Origin of the sequence: Streptomyces sp. NPDC012474 (assembly GCF_042955185.1) — a bacterium.
Lineage (GTDB): Bacteria > Actinomycetota > Actinomycetes > Streptomycetales > Streptomycetaceae > Streptomyces > Streptomyces cahuitamycinicus.
In genome coordinates this window covers 285,742-305,267 of the sequence record NZ_JBIBEP010000005.1, presented here as the reverse complement: position 1 = coordinate 305,267, position 19,526 = coordinate 285,742, and the positions used below count along the sequence as shown (strand labels likewise).

Genomic DNA, 19,526 nt, shown 5'->3' with positions numbered 1-19,526 from the left:
GATACCTGCCCGGCACATGAGTTCGAACGCGGGGTCGTCCCGCTCTTGACCATGCGGACCGGTTCCGTATGGGATGCCGTGATGACCGAGAACACCAGTCCGGGAACCGGCGCCGCCCTCGCCGACGACGCGTCCGGCGGGCCGATGCTGCGGGTCGAGGACCTGCACCACTCCTACGGCGCCGGGGCCGCCGCCGTGCACGCGCTGCGCGGGGCCTCCTTCACCGTCCGGAGCGGGGAACTGGTCGCGCTCAAGGGCCGTTCGGGCTCCGGCAAGTCGACGCTGCTCCAGCTGATCGGCGGCCTCGACACCCCGCAGAGCGGCCGCGTCGTCGTGGGCGGCACCGACCTGTCGGTGCTCGGCGAGAGCGAGCTGCTGGAACTGCGCCGCGACCGGATCGGTTTCGTCTTCCAGTCCTTCGGGCTCATCCCCATCCTCACCGCCGCCGAGAACGTGGGCGTGCCGCTGCGGCTGCGCCGGGCCGAGCCGCGCGAACGCGAGGAGCGGGTGGCGCTGCTGCTGGCCCTGGTGGGACTCGCCGGCCATGAGACACAGCGGCCCGCCGAGCTGTCCGGCGGACAGCAGCAGCGGGTCGCGATCGCCCGGGCCCTCGCCAACCGGCCGGCCCTGCTGCTCGCCGACGAGCCGACCGGCCAGCTCGACGCCGCCACCGGCCTGGCGGTGATGGAGCTGCTGCGGGCCGTGGTCCGCAGCGAGGGCGTCACGGCCCTCGTCGCCACCCACGACCCCCAACTCCTCGGCCTGGCCGACCGGGTGCTGGAGCTGAGCGACGGAGTGGTCACCGAGGAGTGAGAGGATGCGGGCCATGGTCGCGATCAGTCTCAGCAAGGTCCAGGAGACCGCTCCCGCGCTGGTGAACCTCTACAAGAGCGCCGGGGTGTCCCTCGCCGAGCACGGTCTTGCCGGACTGCGCGCCGCGGTCTACCTCGTCGTCGACTACTCCGGCTCGATGAGGCCCTACTACCAGGACGGCAGTGTCCAGGCGCTGGCCGACCGGGTGCTCGGGCTGTCGGCGCACCTGGACGACGACGGCAGCGTGCCCGTGGTGTTCTTCTCCACCGACGTCGACGCCGTCACCGACATCGCGCTCGCCGACCACCGGGGCAGGATCGAGCGGATCGTGGCCGGGCTCGGGCACATGGGGAAGACCGGCTACCACCTGGCCATGGACGCCGTGATCGACCACTACCTCGACAGCGGGACGGCCGAGCCCGCCCTGGTCGTGTTCCAGACCGACGGCGGGCCGATCAACAAGCTCGCCGCGGAGCGGTACCTGTGCAAGGCCGCCAGGCTGCCGCTGTTCTGGCAGTTCATCGGGTTCGGCGACCCCGGCAGCAAGCAGTTCGACTTCCTGCGCAAGCTCGACGACCTGGCCGTACCGGGCAAGCGGATCATCGACAACGCCGGGTTCTTCCACGCCGGGAAGGACCCGCGGAAGGTCTCGGACACCGAGCTGTACGACCGGCTGGTCGGCGAGTTCCCGAAGTGGCTCGTGGCCGCACGGGCGCAGGGGATCGTGCGGGACCCCGGCAGTCGCTGACCCGACGCTCGCCCCCTTGGCCCAACCGCCCCGCCCCTTGGCCCACGCCCCGTTTGCACGGCCGCGACGCCGTGCCACGCTGGGAAGGATCCGACGGGGAGGCGACGACGTATGGGCGACGACGGCGCACGACGGGTGTACGGGACGGACTCCGCCCACCGGAGGCCGCCCGCAGGCAAGGGCGAGCAGCTCGCCGACTGGGCGGACGGCCGGCTCGGGCTGTACGGCCTGGCCAAGGCCAACATGCGCAAGGTCTTTCCGGACCACTGGTCCTTCATGCTGGGCGAGGTCACCCTCTACAGCTTCGTCGTGCTGATCCTCACCGGTGTCTACCTCACCCTGTTCTTCGAGCCCAGCATGCAGGAGGTCGTCTACAACGGCTCCTACACCGAGCTCAACGGCGTCCTGATGAGCCGGGCGTTCGAGTCCACGCTGGACATCAGCTTCGACGTACGCGGCGGGCTGCTGATCCGGCAGATCCACCACTGGGCGGCGCTCGTCTTCATCACCGGCATGCTGGTGCACATGATGCGGGTGTTCTTCACGGGCGCCTTCCGCAAGCCGCGCGAACTGAACTGGGTCTTCGGCTGGACCCTGCTGATGCTCGGCATCATCACCGGCCTGACCGGCTACTCCCTCCCCGACGACCTGCTGTCCGGCACCGGCCTCCGCTTCGCGCACGGCGCCATCCTGTCGATCCCGATCGTCGGGACGTACGTGGCGTTCTTCCTCTTCGGCGGGGAGTTCCCGGGCGACGACATCATCTCGCGGCTGTACCCCGTCCACGTCCTGCTGCTGCCCGGGATCATGCTGGGCCTGGTGGCCGCCCATCTGATCCTGGTCTTCTACCACAAGCACACCCAGTTCCCGGGCCCCGGCCGCAAGGAACGGTCGGTCGTCGGGATGCCCTTCCTGCCGGTGTACATGGCCAAGGCCGGCGGCTTCTTCTTCCTCGTCTTCGGCGTCCTGACGGTGATGGGCGCGATCGCCCAGATCAACCCCGTCTGGGCTTTCGGCCCCTACCGCCCCGACCTGGTCACCACCGGCGCCCAGCCCGACTGGTACCTCGGCTTCTCCGAGGGCCTGATCCGGGTGATGCCGGGATGGGAGATCAACCTCTGGGGGCACACGCTCGTCCTCGGTGTGTTCATCCCCTTCTCCCTCTTCCCCCTGATCCTGCTCGCCCTCGGCGTCTACCCCTTCATCGAGGCGTGGATCACCGGCGACAAACGCGAGCACCACATCCTCGACCGGCCGCGCAACGCGCCCGTGCGCACCGGCCTCGGCGTGGCCTGGCTGACCCTGTACGCGGTGCTGCTGATCGGCGGCGGCAACGACATCGTCGCCACCCATCTGCATCTGTCCATCAACGCGATCACCTGGTTCGTGCGGATCGGCGTCTTCGTGCTGCCGGTCGCCGCGTTCATCGTCACGAAGAAGATCTGCATGGGCCTGCAGCGCCGCGACCGCGCCAAGGTGCTGCACGGCCGGGAGACCGGCACCATCAAGCGGCTGCCGACCGGCGAGTACATCGAGGTGCACGAGCCCCTCGCACAGGCCGAGCGGTTCACGCTCACCCAGCACGAGCAGAACCCGCCGTACGAGGTCGGGCGCGAGGTCGACGCGGGGGGCGTCCGCCGCAGGGTCAAACGGTCCGAGCGGCTGCGGGCCCGGCTCGCCAAGGCCATGTTCGGTCCCGACGCGCGGATCGAGAAACCGACGGTGGAGGAGTACCGGCAGATCACCAGCGGCGATCACCGGCACTGACGACCGGACCCCGGCGTGCGCCTTGATCAGCCACAGCGGCAGACCGCACTCGGCGCCGCAGCCGACCACCCCGTGCAGATGCAGCGCGCGGTACCGTGGCGCCGGCGTACGCCGCCTCGCAACGGCGACCTGGACGGCGGGGCCCGGCGCAGCCCTCCTCGCGCGCTCCGAGAAGGGGGCTCCGCCCTCGCGCCTTACGTGTCGCACTCCAGCACGCTCCGGCACAGAGCACACCGTGCCCGGACCCGCCCCCGTACCGGCACCCTGATCCGCTGATGGCACGTGGGGCAGGGGAACGACACCCGCAACCGCCCGCCCCCGTCAGGGGAGAACGCGTACCGCACCCCCGGCTGCGGCGGATCCGACGGCCCGTGACGCCGGTCCCGGGCGTACCGCCGCCGCCCCGCCCACCCCGCCGCCGTCAGCGGCGGCTGCCGCTCGTCGACGCGGGCCAGCTCCATCCCCTTCACGTACGCCGTGTACGCCTGCGCACTGGTGAACCACACCGACGGGTCCTCCCCGAAGACCAGCGCCCGCTTGGCCAGCACGTACCCGAACTCCTCCGGCGTGAGGTACCCCAGCTTCTGCGACGACGCCCCGTCCTCCCGGTACGCGTCCAGCAGCAGCCAGCCCGCGCCCAGATACGTCGTCGCCGTGTCCGTGAGGATCTCGTTGTCCCGGACGCCCGGGAAGGACAGGTCCAGACGATGCAGGTACACGTGCATCACCTCGTGCGCCAGGGCCGCCCCGATGTCCCGCCGATGGTCACGGAACCGGTCGTTCAGCTCCACGAAGTACTCCGGCCCGGCCGCGAGCTCCACGTTCGCCGCGTGCCGCATCTCCCGGAAACTCACGACCAGCCGGGCATCCGGCAGCCGGTAGTGCCGCACCAGCTCGTGCGCCACCCGCTGCGCCCCCAGATACAGATCGTCGGTGTCGCAGAACGCCACATCCGCGGGGACGACACTCGTCGCGAACGTCTGGACGGTGTCGTACGACAGCCGCTTGTACAGCGCCGTGATGGCGGCCCGCACCGTCTCCAGATGCGGGTAACCGTGCTCGACCGGCCCGTCGCTCGCCACGCCTCACCCCCAGGGACGCCCCGGAACCCGGTTCCACTGTACGAGGACGCGACCCGCCGCGGACGGGCGCGCAGACGGCGAAAACCGGTCGTCACCACCCGGCGCCTCCGGCAGAATCCGCGCCGTGACCAGCGAACAGCACACCGTCGCCGCCACGCTCCGGGTGGGCGGCCAGGACGACGACCTCGAAAAGCGGCTCGACGAGGAGTTGACCGCCTTCAACACCGCCGCCGCCGACGGCGCCGTCACCGAACCCCTCTCCGTGCGCGTCACCGACGACACCGGCGACCTGGTCGGCGGGCTCACCGCCTGGACCTGGGGAACCCTGTGCTCGGTGGACATGCTCTGGGTCCGCGAGGACCAGCGCCACACCGGCTGGGGTGGCCGGCTGATGCGCGCGGCGGAGGCCGAGGCGGCCCGGCGCGGCTGCACCGACATGATCGTCTCCACGTACAGCTTCCAGGCACCCCGCTTCTACCCGAGGCTCGGCTTCCGGGAACGGGCCCGCATCCGGGGCGTCCCCGGCGGCCACGAGGACGTCTACTTCCACAAACGGCTCCCACCGCCGAAGAATGAGACGACCGACTGCCACCCCGCGTGATCCCCGTAGGCTGACGCCCCATGACCACCAGCAACACCGGTTCCCGTGACGCCGACCCCGCCGTCCGTGAAGAGCTCGCCCGGCTGCGCGACAGCATCGACAACATCGACGCGGCCGTCGTCCACATGCTCGCCGAGCGCTTCAAATGCACCCAGCAGGTCGGCCACCTCAAAGCCCGCCACCAGCTGCCGCCCGCCGACCCGGCCCGCGAGGCCCGCCAGATCGCCCGGCTCCGCGCCCTCGCCGAAGACGCCAAGCTGGACCCGGCCTTCGCCGAGAAGTTCCTCAACTTCATCGTCGCCGAGGTCATCCGCCACCACGAGCGCATCGCGGACGAAGCGCTCAACGGCTCCGCCACCGGCGCCAACTGACCTCGCGCACGCCCCGGGGGAGTGACACGACGGCCCGCTCGCGACATGCTGCCCTGTGCACAGCATGTCAGCTGACGAGCACACCACGTCAGCGTCCCGGACTTACTCTGGTCCTCCACGAGGGAGGGGCGTCGGGCCATGCCGTCGGATACCAGGATCCTCATCGTCGACGACCACGAGGACACGCTGTACGCGCTGGAGAGCGCCTTGGCCCCGCTGGGCTACCAGCTCGGCCGGGCCACCAGCGGCGACGAGGCACTCAAGCAGGTCCTCCGCGGCCAGGTCGGCCTGCTGCTGCTCGACGTGCGCATGCCCGGCGTCAGCGGACTGGAGGTCGTGCGCTACATGCGGCGCGTGGAACAGACCCAGCACATCCCCGTCATCCTGCTCACCGGCTTCGGCGCCGACCACGAACTGACCACCACCGCCTTCCGGCTCGGCGTCGCCGACCTCGTCCTGAAGCCCGTGGACCCCTGGGCCCTGCGCACCAAGGTCCGCTACCTCCACGACGCCCACCGGCGCCACCTCGCCCTCGAACGCGAAGTGCACCACCTGCGCTCCCTCGTCGCAGAGCACACCGGGACCACCGAACACCCCCGCCCCGGACTGCCGCACCCCGACGCGCGCGTGCCCACACAACGGCCCAGGGGGGCGCACGCCGGGGAGCTCGAAAACGACCGCGCCTAGAGCGGACATTGGGCACGTACCGATCCGCCTCTGTGCGTTGCCGACGCCATCAGGCAGCATGTCACGCATGTCCGTACTGACGCGCGACGAAGCGCAGACCCGAGCAGAGCTCCTCGACGTCCACCGCTACACCATCGAACTCGACCTGACCGGCGGAGACGACACCTTCGACTCCCGCACCCTGATCAGGTTCGCTGCCCGCGTGGACGGGAACACCTTCGTCGAGCTCAAGCCCGCCGAGCTGCGCTCCGTCACCCTCGACGGACACCCCCTGGACCCGGAAGCCCTGGACGGCAACCGGCTCGCCCTGACCGACCTCACCGCCGGCGAGCACGAACTGCGCGTGGACGCCCGGATGCGCTACTCCCGCACCGGCGAGGGCATGCACCGCTTCACCGACCCCACCGACGGCGAGACCTACGTCTACACCCAGCTCTTCCTGGACGACGTCCAGCGCGTCTTCGCCGCCTTCGACCAGCCCGACCTGAAAGCCGTCTTCGAACTGTCGGTGAAGGCCCCGCAGGACTGGACCGTCCTCGCCAACGGCATCACCCACGAGGCCGACGGCGTATGGAAGACGGCCCCCACTCCGCTCATCTCCACCTACCTCGTCGCCGTCGCTGCCGGCCCCTGGCACTCCGTACGCACCGAGCACCGCGGCCTGCCCTTCGGCCTGCACTGCCGCCGCTCCCTCGCCCCCTACCTCGACGCCGACGCCGACGAACTCCTCGACGTCACCCGCGCCTGCTACGACCGCTACCACGAGAAGTTCGACGAGCCCTACCCGTTCGACTCCTACGACCAGGCCTTCGTCCCCGAATTCAACGCCGGCGCCATGGAGAACCCGGGCCTCGTCACCTTCCGCGACGAGTTCGTCTACCGCTCCGCCGTCACCGACACCGAACGCCAGACCCGCGCCATGGTCATCGCCCACGAGATGGCCCACATGTGGTTCGGTGACCTCGTCACCCTCAAGTGGTGGGACGACATCTGGCTGAACGAGTCCTTCGCCGAGTACATGGGCTACCAGACCCTCACCGAAGCCACCCGCTTCACGGACACCTGGACCGACTTCGGCGTCACCCGCAAGTCCTGGGGCTACGACGCCGACCAGCGCCCCTCCACCCACCCCGTCGCCCCCGAAGCCGTCGACGACACCGCCGCCGCACTGCTCAACTTCGACGGCATCTCCTACGCCAAGGGCGCCAGCGCGCTGCGGCAACTGGTCGCCTGGCTCGGCGAGAAGGACTTCCTCGCCGGCATCAACACCCACTTCGCCCGGCACAAGTTCGCCAACGCCACCCTCGCCGACTTCATCGACAACCTCGCGAGCGCCACCGACCGCGACGTCCCCGCCTGGGCCGACGCCTGGCTGCGCACCACCGGCGTCGACACCCTCACCCCGCGCATCACCCCCGGCGAGCACGGCACCTGCGCCCTCAGCGTCGACCGCACCGGCAGCCGCCCGCACCGCATCGCCGCCGGCCTCTACGACCGGGACCTCGGCGACGACGGCGGACAGCTCGTCCTGCGCGAAAGCCTCCACCTGGACCTCCCGCAGACCGACGCCCACCCCATCGGCAAACGGCCCGCCCTGCTCCTCCTCAACGACGGCGACCTCACCTACGCCAAGGTCCGCTTCGACCCCGAATCCTTCGAAACCGTCCGCAAGGACCTGTCCGGCCTGCCCCGGCCGCTCACCCGCGCGATCGTCTGGAACGCCCTGCGGGACGCCGTCCGCGACGGCGAACTCGCCCCCGGCGCCTACCTGGAGACCGCCAGGGCGCACCTCCCGCTGGAGACGGACCTCGCCATCGTCCAGGGCGTGCTGGCCTTCGCCTCCACCTACATCGCCGACCGCTACCTCACCCCCGAGGAGCGGCCCGCCGCACTCGCCACCCTCTCCGAACTGTGCCGCGACCTCATCCGCCGCACCGAGGACGGCGACAACCCCGGCCTGCGCCTGATCGCCGTACGCCACCGCATCGACGTGGCCGCCCACCCCGACACCATCGCCGCCTGGCTCGCCGACGGCACCGTCCCCGGCGGCCCCGAACTCGACCCCGAGCTGCGCTGGCGCGTACTCGCCCGGCTCGCCGTCCTCGGCGCGACCGACGAGGCCGCCATCGCCGCCGAACTGGAACGCGACCCCAGCGCCACCGGCCAGGAGGGCGCCGCCCGCTGCCGCGCCGCCCTGCCCGACCCGGAGGCCAAGGCCCGCGCCTGGGAAGCCATGTTCGACTCCGACGACCTGTCCAACTACCTCTTCACCGCCACCGCCCGCGGCTTCTGGCAGCCCGAACAAGCCGACCTGGTACGCGAGTACGTCGCGCGCTACTACCCCGACGCGGTCGCCCTCGCCGACCGCCGGGGCCCCGCCATGGCCGAGGCGGCGGGCCGCTGGGCCTTCCCCGCACACGCCGTCGACGCGGACAACCTCCACCTCGGCGAGACGTGCCTGCACGACGCCGGCCCGACCCCCGCGCTGCGCCGCAAACTCGTCGACCAACTGGACGACTTGAAGCGGGCGTTGCGGGTCCAGGGAGCCCGCGAGGCCTGAAGGCGGACTCGGGGCGGGCCCGGGGCGGCGCGCCTTCGCCCATCGCGGCGGACCGGTCGCACCTCCCGCCCGGGGCCACGGAGACCCGACCCGGCCCAGGCCTGAGCGTCATGCGGCCGGGTTCGAGGTCCGGCTTGGTGTAGGGGTGGGTCCGGGTCGGGGGTTATGTGGCCGGGTTCGAGGTCCGACCTCGTGCACCGATGGGTCCGGGTCGAGGATTACATGGCCGGGTTCGAGGCCCCACCCCGTGCACAGATCGGCCCGGCGCGAGGACCACGCCGCCGGGTTCGAGAACCCACCCCCGCGCACAGAAGTACCTCCACCCGGGTTGGATCGTTGGGCTGTCCGGGCGTGCCGCCATCCGCGCCCCGGAGGTCAGCCCATGAGCACGCCGCCCCTCGCATCGGGCCCCGACGGCCCGCACGTCCTGCGGCCCTTGCTCCACACCGTGCTCGACGCGCTGGAAACCGGCGCCCGGGCCCGCGGCGGGCCGCTGCCCGCGGGCGGCCCGGACCAGGTCGCGGCGCGGCTGCGGAACGCGGTCGGGGACCTCCTCCCCGACCAGGGCGACCCGCACGCCCTCCGCACCCTGGTCCACGCCTTCGCCGAAACCGCCGCCGACCCCGCCCACCCCCTGTGCGCCGCCCACCTCCACTGCCCCCCGCTCGCCGTGGCCACCGCGGCCGACCTCGCGGCCTCCGCCCTCAATCCCTCCCTGGACTCCTGGGACCAGGCCCCGGGAGCGTCGGAGCTGGAGAGGCTGATCACGGAGGCCCTGGCCCGCGAGATCCACGGAACCGGCACACCCACACGCCCCGACTCCCTCATCACCACCGGCGGCACCGAATCCAACCAGCTCGCCCTGCTCCTCGCCCGGGAGTCCCACGGCGGATCCGTCCGGCTCGTCTGCGGGGCAAACGCCCACCACTCCCTGCCCCGCGCCGCCTGGCTGCTCGGCCTGCCCCAGCCCGTGGTCGTACCCACCCCGCACGGCACACTCGACCCCCACGCACTCGACCAGACCCTCACCGGCCTGAACGGCCCGCTGCTCGTCGCCGCCACCGCCGGCACCACCGACGCCGGGCTCATCGACCCGCTGCCCGAGATCGCCGCCCGCTGCGCCGACCACGACGCCCGGCTGCACGTGGACGCCGCCTACGGCGGAGGCCTCCTCTTCAGCGACCGGCACCGCACCCGCCTCACCGGGCTCGACGCAGCCGACACCGTCACCCTCGACCTGCACAAACTCGGCTGGCAGCCGGTCGCCGCCGGCCTCCTCGCCGTCCGGGACGCCCGCGACCTCACCCCTCTGCGACAACGCGCCGACTACCTCAACGCCGACGACGACACCGAGGCCGGACTACCCGACCTGCTCGGCCGGTCCCTCAGAACCACCCGCCGCCCCGACGTCCTCAAACTCGCCGTCACCCTCAAGACCCTCGGCCGCACCGGCCTCGGCACACTCGTCGACCAAGTCTGCGCCCACGCCCGGCAGTTCGCCGACCTCGTCGACGCACACCCCGACTTCGAACTGCACGCCCAGCCCGTCATCAGCACGGTCCTGTTCCGGCCCACCGGCGCCACCGACACCACCGTGGCCGCCGTACGCCGCGCGCTGCTCACCGACGGCCGCGCCGTCCTCGGCCGGGCCCGCCTCGACGGCCGGCTCTGGCTCAAGGCCACCCTCCTCAACCCCGCCACCGGGCCCGACGACCTGGCCGCCCTGCTGCACCTCGCGGCAGCGAGCCGAGCCACACACGTGGAAGGACACACCCCCCGATGAACCCCACCCCCCACCCCCACCAGGAGCCCGACGCCCCCCGCGACCTGGTCGGCATCGGCATCGGCCCCGCCAACCTCTCCCTCGCCGCGCTCGCCCACCCCCTGGGCGGCCTCGACACCGTCTTCTACGACCAGCGCCCCACCTTCGGCTGGCACCCCGGTCTGCTCATCGAAGGCGCCACCATCCAAGTCCCGTTCCTCGCCGACCTGGTGTCCCTCACCGACCCCACCAGCCCCTGGACCTTCCTCAACTACCTCAGGTCCCGCGAACGGCTCTTCCCCTTCTACTTCGCCGAGCGCTTCCACATCCAACGCGCCGAATACGACGCCTACTGCCGCTGGGTCAGCGAAAACCTCCCCGGCCTGCACTTCGGCCACCAGATCGACGCCGTCCGCTGGAACCCCGAACGCGACGTCTTCGAGGTCGACTTCACCCAGCTCGACACCGAAGGAGAAGCAGAAGCCCTCGGCCGGACCTACGCACGCAACGTCGTCCTCGGCATCGGCACCGAGCCCTACGTCCCCGACCCCCTCAAACCCCTCGTCGAAGCCCCCGGCGTACCCGTCGTGCACGCCGCCGACTACCTCGACCACCGCACCGCCCTCCTCGCCGCCGAGCACATCACCGTCGTCGGCACCGGACAATCCGGCGCCGAGATCTTCCTCGACCTGCTCCGCAACAGGCCCGCCGGACGCGAAAAGCTGCACTGGCTGGGCCGCACCGAGGCCTTCGCACCCATGGAGTACTCCAAGCTCGGCCTGGAGCACTTCACCCCCGACCACACCCGCTACTTCCACGCCCTGCCCGAACCCACCCGCGACCGGCTCATCGACGGCCAGTGGCAGCTGCACAAAGGCATCGACGCCGCCACCATCGCCGCCGTCCACGACGAGCTCTACCGCCGCACCCTGCACGGCGGCTGGCCCGACGCCGTCCTCACCCCCGGCGTCCAGGTCCGCACCGCCGGCCGGGTCGCCACCACCAAAGTCGAACTGCACCTGGAACACACCCTCCAGGACAGCCGCTCCCGCCTCACCACCGACGCCGTCGTCCTCGCCACCGGCTACCGCGAACGCCCCCTCGACCGGATCCTCGCCGGCCTCGACCCCTACATGCGCCGCGACAACCAGGAACGCCCCCGCATCGACGAGGACTACCGACTCGTCCTCGACCCCGCCGTCACCGGCACGGCCTACGTCCAGAACGCCGAAACCCACACCCACGGCGTCGGCGCCCCCGACCTCGGACTCGCCGCCTGGCGCAGCGCGATCATCCTCAACGCCCTGACGGGCGGGGAAGCCTACGCACTCCCCGCCCGCACCGCCTTCACCACCTTCGGCCTCACCCAGCGGGCACACGTCCCGCCACCCCGCGAGGCACCGGCACTGACCCCGCTCGTCGACGACCGAAGGTGACGAAACACCCGGCACTCACCACCGGCGCCGCGCCTCAGAAGACGGGCGTGCCCTCACGCGTGAGCTTCCAGTCCACCCCCGCGAAACCGGCCGGGTCGATCGAACCCTTCGCCTTCACCCAGGCGATCATGGTGTTGCGGATCTCCTCCGAGTTCGACCACAGCAACCGGGCCGCGGCGACATGCGGGAAGTTCCCGCCGCCGTTGGCCCGGTAGTTGTTCACCGCGAACACGAACGTCGCGTCGTCCGCGAGCGGCTGCCCCTCGAACCGCACATTCGTCACCCGCGAACCGGCCGGCTTCGCGATGTCGATCTCGTACGACAGACCGCTCACCACGTCGTAGTTGTAGTCCGGCGTGCCGTTCGCGTTCGTCAGCTTCGCCGGGTCCACCGCGGCGCCCGGCGCCGTCTGCACGAAGTAGCTCGCCGAGAACTCCAGGTACGCCTTCATCTGCGCACCCGTCATCAGACGCGCCTCCAGCGTGTTCTCGAACACGTACAGACCCGCCACATCCCGGATCGTCACCTCACCGGCCGGGATCCGCGCACTGCGCGAGAAGCACGCCGCCTGCGACAGCACCGGCAACGCGGCGTACTCCGTGCCCGCCAGCGCCTGCTTCACCGTGTCCGCCTGGATGTGGTTGATCAGATCGATGATCGGCACGTCCTTGTACGGCGCCTCGGCCGACGTCATCTCCGCCGCGTTGGTCCCGACGACCTGGTTGACGTAACCCACGACCTTCTCGTGCTCGTCCCCGAGCAGCTTCGTGATCTTCGGGTCCTCCTCCACCGTGTTGGAGTTGAGAACCTTCGCGCCCACCTTCTCGACCTTCCAGCAGCCCCTCTCCCAGACCAGCTCGAAGTCGAACAGCGTCAGCCGCTGGCCCCACTTCAGCGGCTCCGACAAAACGACCTGCTTGCCGGTCTTCTTGTTCGTGACGAAGTACTCCGGGATCTCCGTGTGCGCGTGCCCGACCAGGATCGCGTCGATGCCCGGCACCTGCTCCGCCACCAACCCCGCCGCGTTCTCGACGTACGGCAGCTGGTCACCGTAGGACGACGTCCCCGACGAACCACTGTGCGCCGACACGATGACCACGTCCGCGCCCATCGACCGCAGCTTCGGCACCCACTTCGCCGCCTGCTCCTCCAGACCCGGGAACGTCATCTTCCCCTGCACGTTCGCCTTGTCCCAGATCGCGATGCCCGGGTTGGTCAGCCCCAGCACCGCCACCTTCACGTCCCGCCCGAACGGCGTACGCAGCCGGTGCATGCTGTACGGCGCGAACGCCGGCCGCAACGTCTTCGCGTCCAGCGCGTTCGCCCCCAGCAGCGGGAAACGGCACTGCTGCTCGAACTTCCGCAGCACCGGAATGCCGTAGTTGAACTCGTGGTTGCCGAGCGCCGCCGCGTCATACCCCATGGCGTTCATCGCCTGCGCCATCGGATGCACCGGGCCGCCCTCGGCCGTGATCGGGTCCACCTTGGCGTAGTAGTACGACAACTGCGTGCCCTGAATGGTGTCGCCCGCGTCGATCAGCAGCGTGTTGCGGCGCCCCTTCTCCGCACGGACCCGGTTGACGAGGGTGGAGACCTTCGCGAGACCGACGTCGTTGTGGTCCTTGTCGTCGAACTCCTTGTCCGTGAAGTAGTCCCAGTTGAAGACGTTGCCATGCAGGTCCGTCGTCCCCAGCACGGTGAACGCGTACCGCTTGGCGCCGCGCTTCGCCTCGGCCGCCTGCGCACCCGGCGCTGCGACCGCACCGGCCAGCGCCACCCCCGCCCCGGTCACGGCGGACTTCTCCAGGAACTTCCGGCGGTTCAACGGCATGTCTGGCTCCTCGCGGAATCTGTGAACGACGCGCGTAGATAACGCGCGTAGATTCTGACCCGCACATGACCGGCCGCAACAGACCCGCCAGGTTGCGATCTGGTGACTCGGCCCCCGCATCCCGGGCCGCCAACCAGCCCAGACATGACAGAGTGGGGCGTATGACCGCGGCCACCCCAGACGCCTCCCAGCCCGCCGTCCCCTACGGCACACCCGAGGCCCCCCGCATCGCCGTCCGCGGCGAAGCCCGCCTCGAAGTCGACCCCGAGATCGCCCGCATCGGCATCACCGTCGCCGCCCGCGGCCGCGACCGCCGCTCCGCCCTCGACGACCTCACCCGCCGCAACGCCGGCGTCCTCGACCTCGTCAAGTCCTACGGCGACGCCGTCGAACGCCTGGAGACCGGCGCCTTCTCCATCACCCCCGAACTCACCAAACACGGCCGCGGCGAGCGCGTCCGCACCTACCACGGCAGCGTCCGCGTCACCGCCGAACTCACCGACTTCACCGCCCTCGGCGAACTCACCACCCGCCTCGCCGACCTCGACCTCACCCGCGTCGACGGCCCCTGGTGGGCCCTGCGCCCCGACTCACCCGCCCACCGCGAGGCCAGGAAGAAGGCCGTACACGAAGCCGTCCAACGCGCCCGCGAATACGCCGACGCCCTCGGCACCACCCTGTCCGCCCTCGTCGAACTCGCCGACATCGGCGCCGAGAGCACCCCGCCGGCCCACCCCCAGTCGCCCGGCCGCATGCGCTCAGCGGCCTACGCCGGCGCCGCCGAGGACACCCCCGCCCCCCTCGACCTCGAACCCCAGCGCCAACGCGTCCACGCCCAGATCAACGCCCGCTTCACGATGGTGCCGCCGCGGCTGTAAGCCCCCTGAGCGGAAATCCGAAAACACGACCGAATTCCGGCCGAGTGCTCATCAGAGCGCCCCACCGCACAATTCAACACGCGTCAAGAGCACTCACCCCACAGCCCGTTGGGTGGCCGCGCCCCACCAATTCCCTACCAGTGGGTAACTCATAAGCTCGTCCCATGCGCCGAGCAAAAATCGTCTGCACCCTAGGACCCGCCACCGACACCTACGACCAGATCAAAACCCTGGTCGACGCCGGAATGGACGTAGCCCGCCTCAACCTCAGCCACGGCAGCCACGCCGAACACGAGGAGCGCTACCACCGGGTCCGCAAAGCCGCAGACGAAACCGGCCGCAGCGTCGGCCTCCTCGCCGACCTCCAAGGCCCGAAAATCCGACTCGGCCGCTTCACCGAAGGCCCCGTACTCCTCGAACGCGGCGACACCTTCACCATCACCGTCGAAGACGGCACCGAAGGCGACGGCCAGATCTGCGGCACCACCTACGCCGGCCTCGCCACCGACGTCACCACAGGCGAACGCATCCTCGTCGACGACGGCAAAGTCAGCCTCGAAGTCACCGCAGTGGACGGCCCCCACGTCCACACCACGGTCCTCGAAGGCGGCGTCATCTCCGACCACAAAGGCCTCAACCTCCCCGGCGTCGCACTCTCCGTCCCCGCCCTCTCCAAAAAGGACGAAGACGACCTCCGCTGGGCCCTGCGCACCGGCTTCGACGTCATCGCCCTCTCCTTCGTCCGCACCGGCCGCGACATCCAGGACGTCCACCGCATCATGGACGAAGAAGGCCGCCGCCTCCCCGTCATCGCCAAAGTCGAAAAGCCCCAGGCCGTCGAAAACATCGACGACATCGTCGCCGCATTCGACGGCATCATGGTCGCCCGCGGAGACCTCGGCGTCGAAATGCCACTGGAGCAGGTCCCGATCGTCCAAAAACGCGCCATCAAACTCGCCAAACGCAACGCCAAACCCGTCATCGTCGCCACCCAAATGCTCGACTCGATGATCGACAACGCCCGCCCCACCCGCGCCGAAGCCTCCGACGTCGCCAACGCCGTCATCGACGGCACCGACGCCGTCATGCTCTCCGGCGAGACCAGCGTCGGCAAACACCCCATCGAAACGGTCCGCACCATGGCCCGCATCGTCGAAGCGGCAGAGGAGGACATCCTGGCGAAAGGCCTCCCACCCCTGACCGAACGCAACAAACCCCGCACCCAGGGCGGCGCCGTAGCCCGCGCAGCCGCGGAGATCGGCGACTTCCTCGGCGCGACATTCCTCGTCGCCTTCACCCAGTCCGGCGACACCGCCCGCCGCCTCTCCCGCTACCGCTCCCCGATCCCCCTCCTCGCCTTCACCCCCGACCAGGCCACCCGCTCCCAACTCAGCCTCACCTGGGGCGTCGAGACCTTCCTCGGCCCGTGCGTCGACTCCACGGACGCGATGGTCGACCAGGTCGACGAGCTGCTGTTGCGCTATGGCCGCTGCCGCCCGGGCGACACGGTCGTCATCACGGCCGGCTCCCCGCCCGGAGTCTCCGGCTCGACGAACATGGTCCGGGTCCACCACATCGCGGAGTAGCGCGTCGTCAGTACTTGGGGCCCACGTGGGCGTCCATGAGAGCGACGGAGGCTTTGCGGGCGACGGAGATGTTGAAGGGGTTGCCGTTGCGGGTGCAGAGCGTCCATTCGACGCCGAGCTTGTCCAGGGTGTCGGTGTAGAGCTGCCGGATGTCGTCGGAGACGTTGGTGAAGAAGTACCGGGGATACTCGTAACGCTTGCGCTCCCCGGCGACCATGCGGGTTGTCCAGTTGGTGATCCGACAGCCGTCGGAGTGGATGAGCCCCCGGATGAACTCCCAGGGATGGGCGTCGACGATGACTTGTTGCCAGGGCTCCAGTGCGATGTGCCGCTCGTGCTTCTTGCCGGGACCGTGCTGGGGGAACAGGCAGTGCAGGTGCTTCGAGTAGACCTTCACGTTGCTGCAGCCGGTTCTGCGGACACGGCAGGTCGAGTTCGCGGGGAAGACCGCCCGCATGGCCGCTTCGCAGGCGTCCATGATCCCGGGCCATGACTGCGTGCAGGTGATCATCAGGTTGGGTACGCGGTGCTCGGAGTAGTGGCTGATGTGTCCGTCCCCGAGATACAGGCCCAGCAAATAGGAATAGGCGGGCTAATAGGCGGGCTCGTCCAGATCCGAACCGTCGCACCGGGGGCATTTCGGACCGTGGCGCCCGGGACACTCGCCGCGCTTCGCGCGGTCCAGGTGTTTCCAGTAGCCGACCGTCCCCAGCGGCACATTGAGGCTGCGGGCCACGTCCGCGTTCCTCGCGCCGCCGCGCAGCAGGGTGAGAGCTTTCTGTCGCACGTCAGTGCCATGGAAGTGCATGCGGCTACTGTGGGTCACAAAAAGTGACCTTGAGCAGCAAAAAGCGGAGAACCGCGCGAACGTGGCCCTCCGCTTTTTGATGTTGTGCCCGGTGTGGGATTCGAACCCACATGCCCGAAGGCACGGTGGTTTGAGCACCGCGAGTCTGACCAGATTCCTCCAACCGGGCAGGCTGTGGAACTGTGGGAAGTGTACCGGGTGACCGCATGACGGTGCAGCTAGGTACGCTCTTGGGAGCAGACCGGCCCTGCCCCGTAACGAGGAGCCCACGTGAGTGCCCCCGAGTCGCCCCAGCCTGTTGACGTGCCTGAAGAGGACCAGTCGCACGTGCCTCCGTTGACGACGCGGGTCGTCATCGCCGAGGACGAGGCGCTGATCCGGCTCGATCTCAAAGAGATGCTGGAGGAGGAGGGGTACACGGTCGTCGGTGAGGCCGGGGATGGTGAGCAGGCGGTGGAGCTGGCTCGTGAGCACCGGCCGGACCTTGTCATTCTCGATGTGAAGATGCCGAAGATGGACGGTATCTCCGCGGCGGAGAAGATCGCGGAGGAGAGCATCGCGCCGGTGCTGATGCTGACCGCGTTCTCGCAGCGGGATCTGGTGGAGCGGGCTCGGGACGCGGGTGCCATGGCGTATCTCGTGAAGCCGTTCAGCAAGACGGATGTCGTGCCGGCGATCGAGATGGCCGTTTCGCGGTTCACGGAGCTGAAGGAGCTGGAGAAGGAGGTCGCGGACCTCACGCTGCGGTTGGAGACGCGGAAGCTGGTGGACCGGGCGAAGTCGATTCTGCAGACGGAGTACGGGCTGTCGGAGCCGGCGGCTTTCCGGTGGATTCAGAAGACGTCGATGGATCGGCGGATGTCGATGCAGCAGGTCGCGGAGGCTGTCATTCAGGACGCGGATGAGAAGAAGGCCGACAACGGCTGAGAGCTCGACGCGAGAGGCCCGCTTCCCTTTCTGGACCGAAGGGGAAGCGGGCCTCTCGGCGTACGGCGGTGCGGGAGGTCAGTCCTCGCCCAGGTACGCCTTGCGTACCGACTCGTCGTGGAGCAGGTCCTGTCCGGTGCCGGAGAGGACGATGTTGCCGACCTCCATGACGTGGCCCTGGTCGGCGAGGGAGAGCGCGGCCTGGGCGTTCTGTTCGACGAGGAGGATCGTCGTGCCCTGGGACTTCAGCTCGGAGATGGTCGCCATGATCTTCTGCATCATGATCGGGGAGAGGCCCATGGAGGGTTCGTCGAGCATGAGCAGTTTCGGCTGGGACATCAGGGCGCGGCCCATGGCGAGCATCTGCTGTTCGCCGCCCGACAGCGTCCCCGCCGCCTGCTTGCGGCGTTCGCCCAGGATGGGGAAGAGGTCGTAGGCGCGCTGGATGTCCTTTTCGATGCCTTCTTTGTCCTTGCGGAGGAACGCTCCGAGTTGGAGGTTCTCGGCGATGGTGAGGCGGGGGAAGATGTGTCGGCCTTCGGGGGAGTGGGCGAGGCCGAGGGCGACGATCTTGTGGGCGGGGACGCCGCTCAGCGGTTTGCCGTCGAAGAGGATCTTCCCGGTTGTGGGCTTGAGGAGGCCCGAGAGGGTGCGCAGGGTGGTTGTTTTGCCGGCGCCGTTGGTGCCGATGAGGGTGACGACCTGGCCGGCTTCGACGCTGAAGGAGATGCCTTTGACGGCTTCGATCTTGCCGTAGGAGACCCGGAGGTCCTCGACTTCGAGGAGTGCGGTCACTGGGCTTCTCCCTTGGTGCTGCTGGTGGTGCTGGTCGCGTCGGCGGCGGCTTCGGCGGCCTCGACCTCGGCGGCTTCGGCTTGGCCGGGGGCGCCTTCGAAGGGTTCGCCGAGGTAGGCGGCGACGACGCGTTCGTCGGCCTGGACGACGTCGGGGGTGCCTTCGACGAGTTTTTCGCCTTGGACGAGGACGGCGACGCGGTCGCTGAGGTTGAAGACGAAGCGCATGTCGTGCTCGATGAGGAGGACGGCGATGCCCTTGTCGCGGATGGCGAAGACGAGTTCCTCGGCGGCTCTGGTCTCTTGGGGGTTCATGCCGGCGGTGGGTTCGTCGAGCAGGAGCAGGCCGGGTTCGGAGGCCATGGCGCGGGCGATTTCGAGCTTGCGCTGTTCGCCGTACGGCAGGTTCCGTGCGAGGTGGTCACGCTTGTGGGCGAGGCCGATGAACTCGAGGAGTTCCATGGCGCGTTCTTCGCTGGCGCGTTCGGCCTTCTTGAAGCCGGGGCCGCGCAGCAGGGCCGACCACAGGCCTTCCTTCGTCCGGGTGTGGCGTCCGACGAGGACGTTTTCCAGGACTGTCATGTTGGCGAACAGGCGGATGTTCTGGAAGGTGCGGGCGATGCCGGCCTGGGTGACCAGGTGGGGTTTGGGGGGGAGGACGGTGCCTTTGTAGGAGACGGTGCCCTCGGTGGGGACGTAGAGGCCGGTCAGGCAGTTGAAGAAGGTGGTTTTGCCGGCGCCGTTGGGGCCGATGAGTCCGACGATCTCGCCGGCGTTGACCGTGAAGTCGACGGAGCGTACGGCGGTGAGGCCGCCGAAGCGCATGGTGACGTCGCGGGCTTCGAGTACAGGTGTGGGCTGTGTGGTCATCGTGG

At 69.7% G+C, this 19,526-nt stretch carries 16 protein-coding genes, 1 tRNA gene and 1 pseudogene; 12 read left to right on the top strand and 6 right to left on the bottom strand.

Annotation, left to right across the window (positions count from 1 at the left end; all coding sequences use genetic code 11):
- The first annotated feature begins 81 nt into the window (after window positions 1-81).
- The 3 genes from ACFY9S_RS14335 (at window position 82) to ACFY9S_RS14325 (ending at window position 3,328) form a co-directional block, all read left to right on the top strand.
- Window positions 82-813: an ATP-binding cassette domain-containing protein gene (locus ACFY9S_RS14335; RefSeq protein ID WP_391127329.1), complete on the top strand. Its 732-nt coding sequence runs from the start codon at window positions 82-84 to the stop codon at window positions 811-813.
- A gap of 13 nt (window positions 814-826) precedes the next feature.
- On the top strand, window positions 827-1,561 hold the full coding sequence (locus tag ACFY9S_RS14330) for a VWA domain-containing protein (protein WP_391127326.1): 735 nt from the start codon (window positions 827-829) through the stop codon (window positions 1,559-1,561).
- A gap of 111 nt (window positions 1,562-1,672) precedes the next feature.
- On the top strand, window positions 1,673-3,328 hold the full coding sequence (locus tag ACFY9S_RS14325) for a cytochrome b N-terminal domain-containing protein (protein WP_391127323.1): 1,656 nt from the start codon (window positions 1,673-1,675) through the stop codon (window positions 3,326-3,328).
- Between the two features lie 194 nt (window positions 3,329-3,522).
- Here ACFY9S_RS14325 and ACFY9S_RS14320 read toward each other — a convergent pair whose 3' ends face one another.
- Entirely contained in the window at window positions 3,523-4,410 is an 888-nt protein-coding gene (locus ACFY9S_RS14320) for a hypothetical protein (RefSeq protein ID WP_391127320.1), read from the bottom strand.
- A gap of 124 nt (window positions 4,411-4,534) precedes the next feature.
- On the opposite strand from ACFY9S_RS14320, the gene ACFY9S_RS14315 reads away from it, so the two are divergent.
- The 6 genes from ACFY9S_RS14315 to ACFY9S_RS14290 all read left to right on the top strand — a co-directional run bounded on the left by ACFY9S_RS14315 (window position 4,535) and on the right by ACFY9S_RS14290 (window position 11,827).
- Complete coding sequence (locus ACFY9S_RS14315) at window positions 4,535-5,011, top strand: GNAT family N-acetyltransferase (RefSeq protein ID WP_391127317.1); 477 nt, start codon at window positions 4,535-4,537, stop codon at window positions 5,009-5,011.
- 20 nt (window positions 5,012-5,031) lie between these two features.
- Window positions 5,032-5,382 (top strand): chorismate mutase, encoded by a 351-nt coding sequence (locus tag ACFY9S_RS14310; RefSeq protein ID WP_102913911.1) that lies wholly within the window; start codon window positions 5,032-5,034, stop codon window positions 5,380-5,382.
- 138 nt (window positions 5,383-5,520) lie between these two features.
- On the top strand, window positions 5,521-6,069 hold the full coding sequence (locus ACFY9S_RS14305; protein WP_391127314.1) for a response regulator: 549 nt from the start codon (window positions 5,521-5,523) through the stop codon (window positions 6,067-6,069).
- A gap of 67 nt (window positions 6,070-6,136) precedes the next feature.
- Window positions 6,137-8,629, top strand: coding sequence for an aminopeptidase N (gene pepN, locus ACFY9S_RS14300; protein ID WP_391127311.1), 2,493 nt, complete (start codon window positions 6,137-6,139; stop codon window positions 8,627-8,629).
- A gap of 382 nt (window positions 8,630-9,011) precedes the next feature.
- On the top strand, window positions 9,012-10,412 hold the full coding sequence (locus tag ACFY9S_RS14295; protein WP_391127308.1) for an aminotransferase class V-fold PLP-dependent enzyme: 1,401 nt from the start codon (window positions 9,012-9,014) through the stop codon (window positions 10,410-10,412).
- The gene (locus ACFY9S_RS14290; RefSeq protein ID WP_391127305.1) at window positions 10,409-11,827 is read left to right on the top strand and encodes a SidA/IucD/PvdA family monooxygenase; all 1,419 of its coding nucleotides are present in this window, start codon (window positions 10,409-10,411) and stop codon (window positions 11,825-11,827) included. The genes ACFY9S_RS14295 and ACFY9S_RS14290 overlap by 4 nt, the downstream gene beginning before the upstream one ends.
- Window positions 11,828-11,861: 34 nt before the next feature.
- Here the strand turns inward: ACFY9S_RS14290 and ACFY9S_RS14285 are convergent, their stop codons facing one another.
- Window positions 11,862-13,658, bottom strand: coding sequence for a 5'-nucleotidase C-terminal domain-containing protein (locus tag ACFY9S_RS14285; RefSeq protein WP_391127302.1), 1,797 nt, complete (start codon window positions 13,656-13,658; stop codon window positions 11,862-11,864).
- A 161-nt stretch (window positions 13,659-13,819) separates the two neighbouring features.
- Between ACFY9S_RS14285 and ACFY9S_RS14280 the strand changes: the two genes are divergently transcribed.
- Window positions 13,820-14,536, top strand: coding sequence for an SIMPL domain-containing protein (locus tag ACFY9S_RS14280; RefSeq protein ID WP_391127299.1), 717 nt, complete (start codon window positions 13,820-13,822; stop codon window positions 14,534-14,536).
- Between the two features lie 164 nt (window positions 14,537-14,700).
- Complete coding sequence (gene pyk / locus ACFY9S_RS14275) at window positions 14,701-16,122, top strand: pyruvate kinase (protein WP_391127297.1); 1,422 nt, start codon at window positions 14,701-14,703, stop codon at window positions 16,120-16,122.
- Window positions 16,123-16,129: 7 nt separating this feature from the next.
- Here pyk and ACFY9S_RS14270 read toward each other — a convergent pair.
- Together ACFY9S_RS14270 and ACFY9S_RS14265 are read right to left on the bottom strand one after the other, a co-directional pair.
- Window positions 16,130-16,930, bottom strand: a pseudogene (locus ACFY9S_RS14270) (helix-turn-helix domain-containing protein).
- Window positions 16,931-17,015: 85 nt separating this feature from the next.
- Window positions 17,016-17,099: transfer RNA gene (locus tag ACFY9S_RS14265), tRNA-Leu, on the bottom strand.
- 101 nt (window positions 17,100-17,200) lie between these two features.
- On the opposite strand from ACFY9S_RS14265, the gene ACFY9S_RS14260 reads away from it, so the two are divergent.
- Complete coding sequence (locus ACFY9S_RS14260) at window positions 17,201-17,857, top strand: response regulator (protein WP_391127294.1); 657 nt, start codon at window positions 17,201-17,203, stop codon at window positions 17,855-17,857.
- Between the two features lie 78 nt (window positions 17,858-17,935).
- Here ACFY9S_RS14260 and ACFY9S_RS14255 read toward each other — a convergent pair whose 3' ends face one another.
- Both ACFY9S_RS14255 and ACFY9S_RS14250 read right to left on the bottom strand, forming a co-directional pair.
- Window positions 17,936-18,652 carry an ATP-binding cassette domain-containing protein gene (locus ACFY9S_RS14255; protein ID WP_391127292.1) on the bottom strand — a complete coding sequence of 239 codons (717 nt, stop codon included), beginning with the start codon at window positions 18,650-18,652 and terminating at the stop codon, window positions 17,936-17,938.
- Window positions 18,649-19,521: an ABC transporter ATP-binding protein gene (locus ACFY9S_RS14250; protein WP_102913735.1), complete on the bottom strand. Its 873-nt coding sequence runs from the start codon at window positions 19,519-19,521 to the stop codon at window positions 18,649-18,651. Before ACFY9S_RS14250 ends, ACFY9S_RS14255 begins: the two co-directional genes overlap by 4 nt.
- Window positions 19,522-19,526 lie beyond the last annotated feature (5 nt).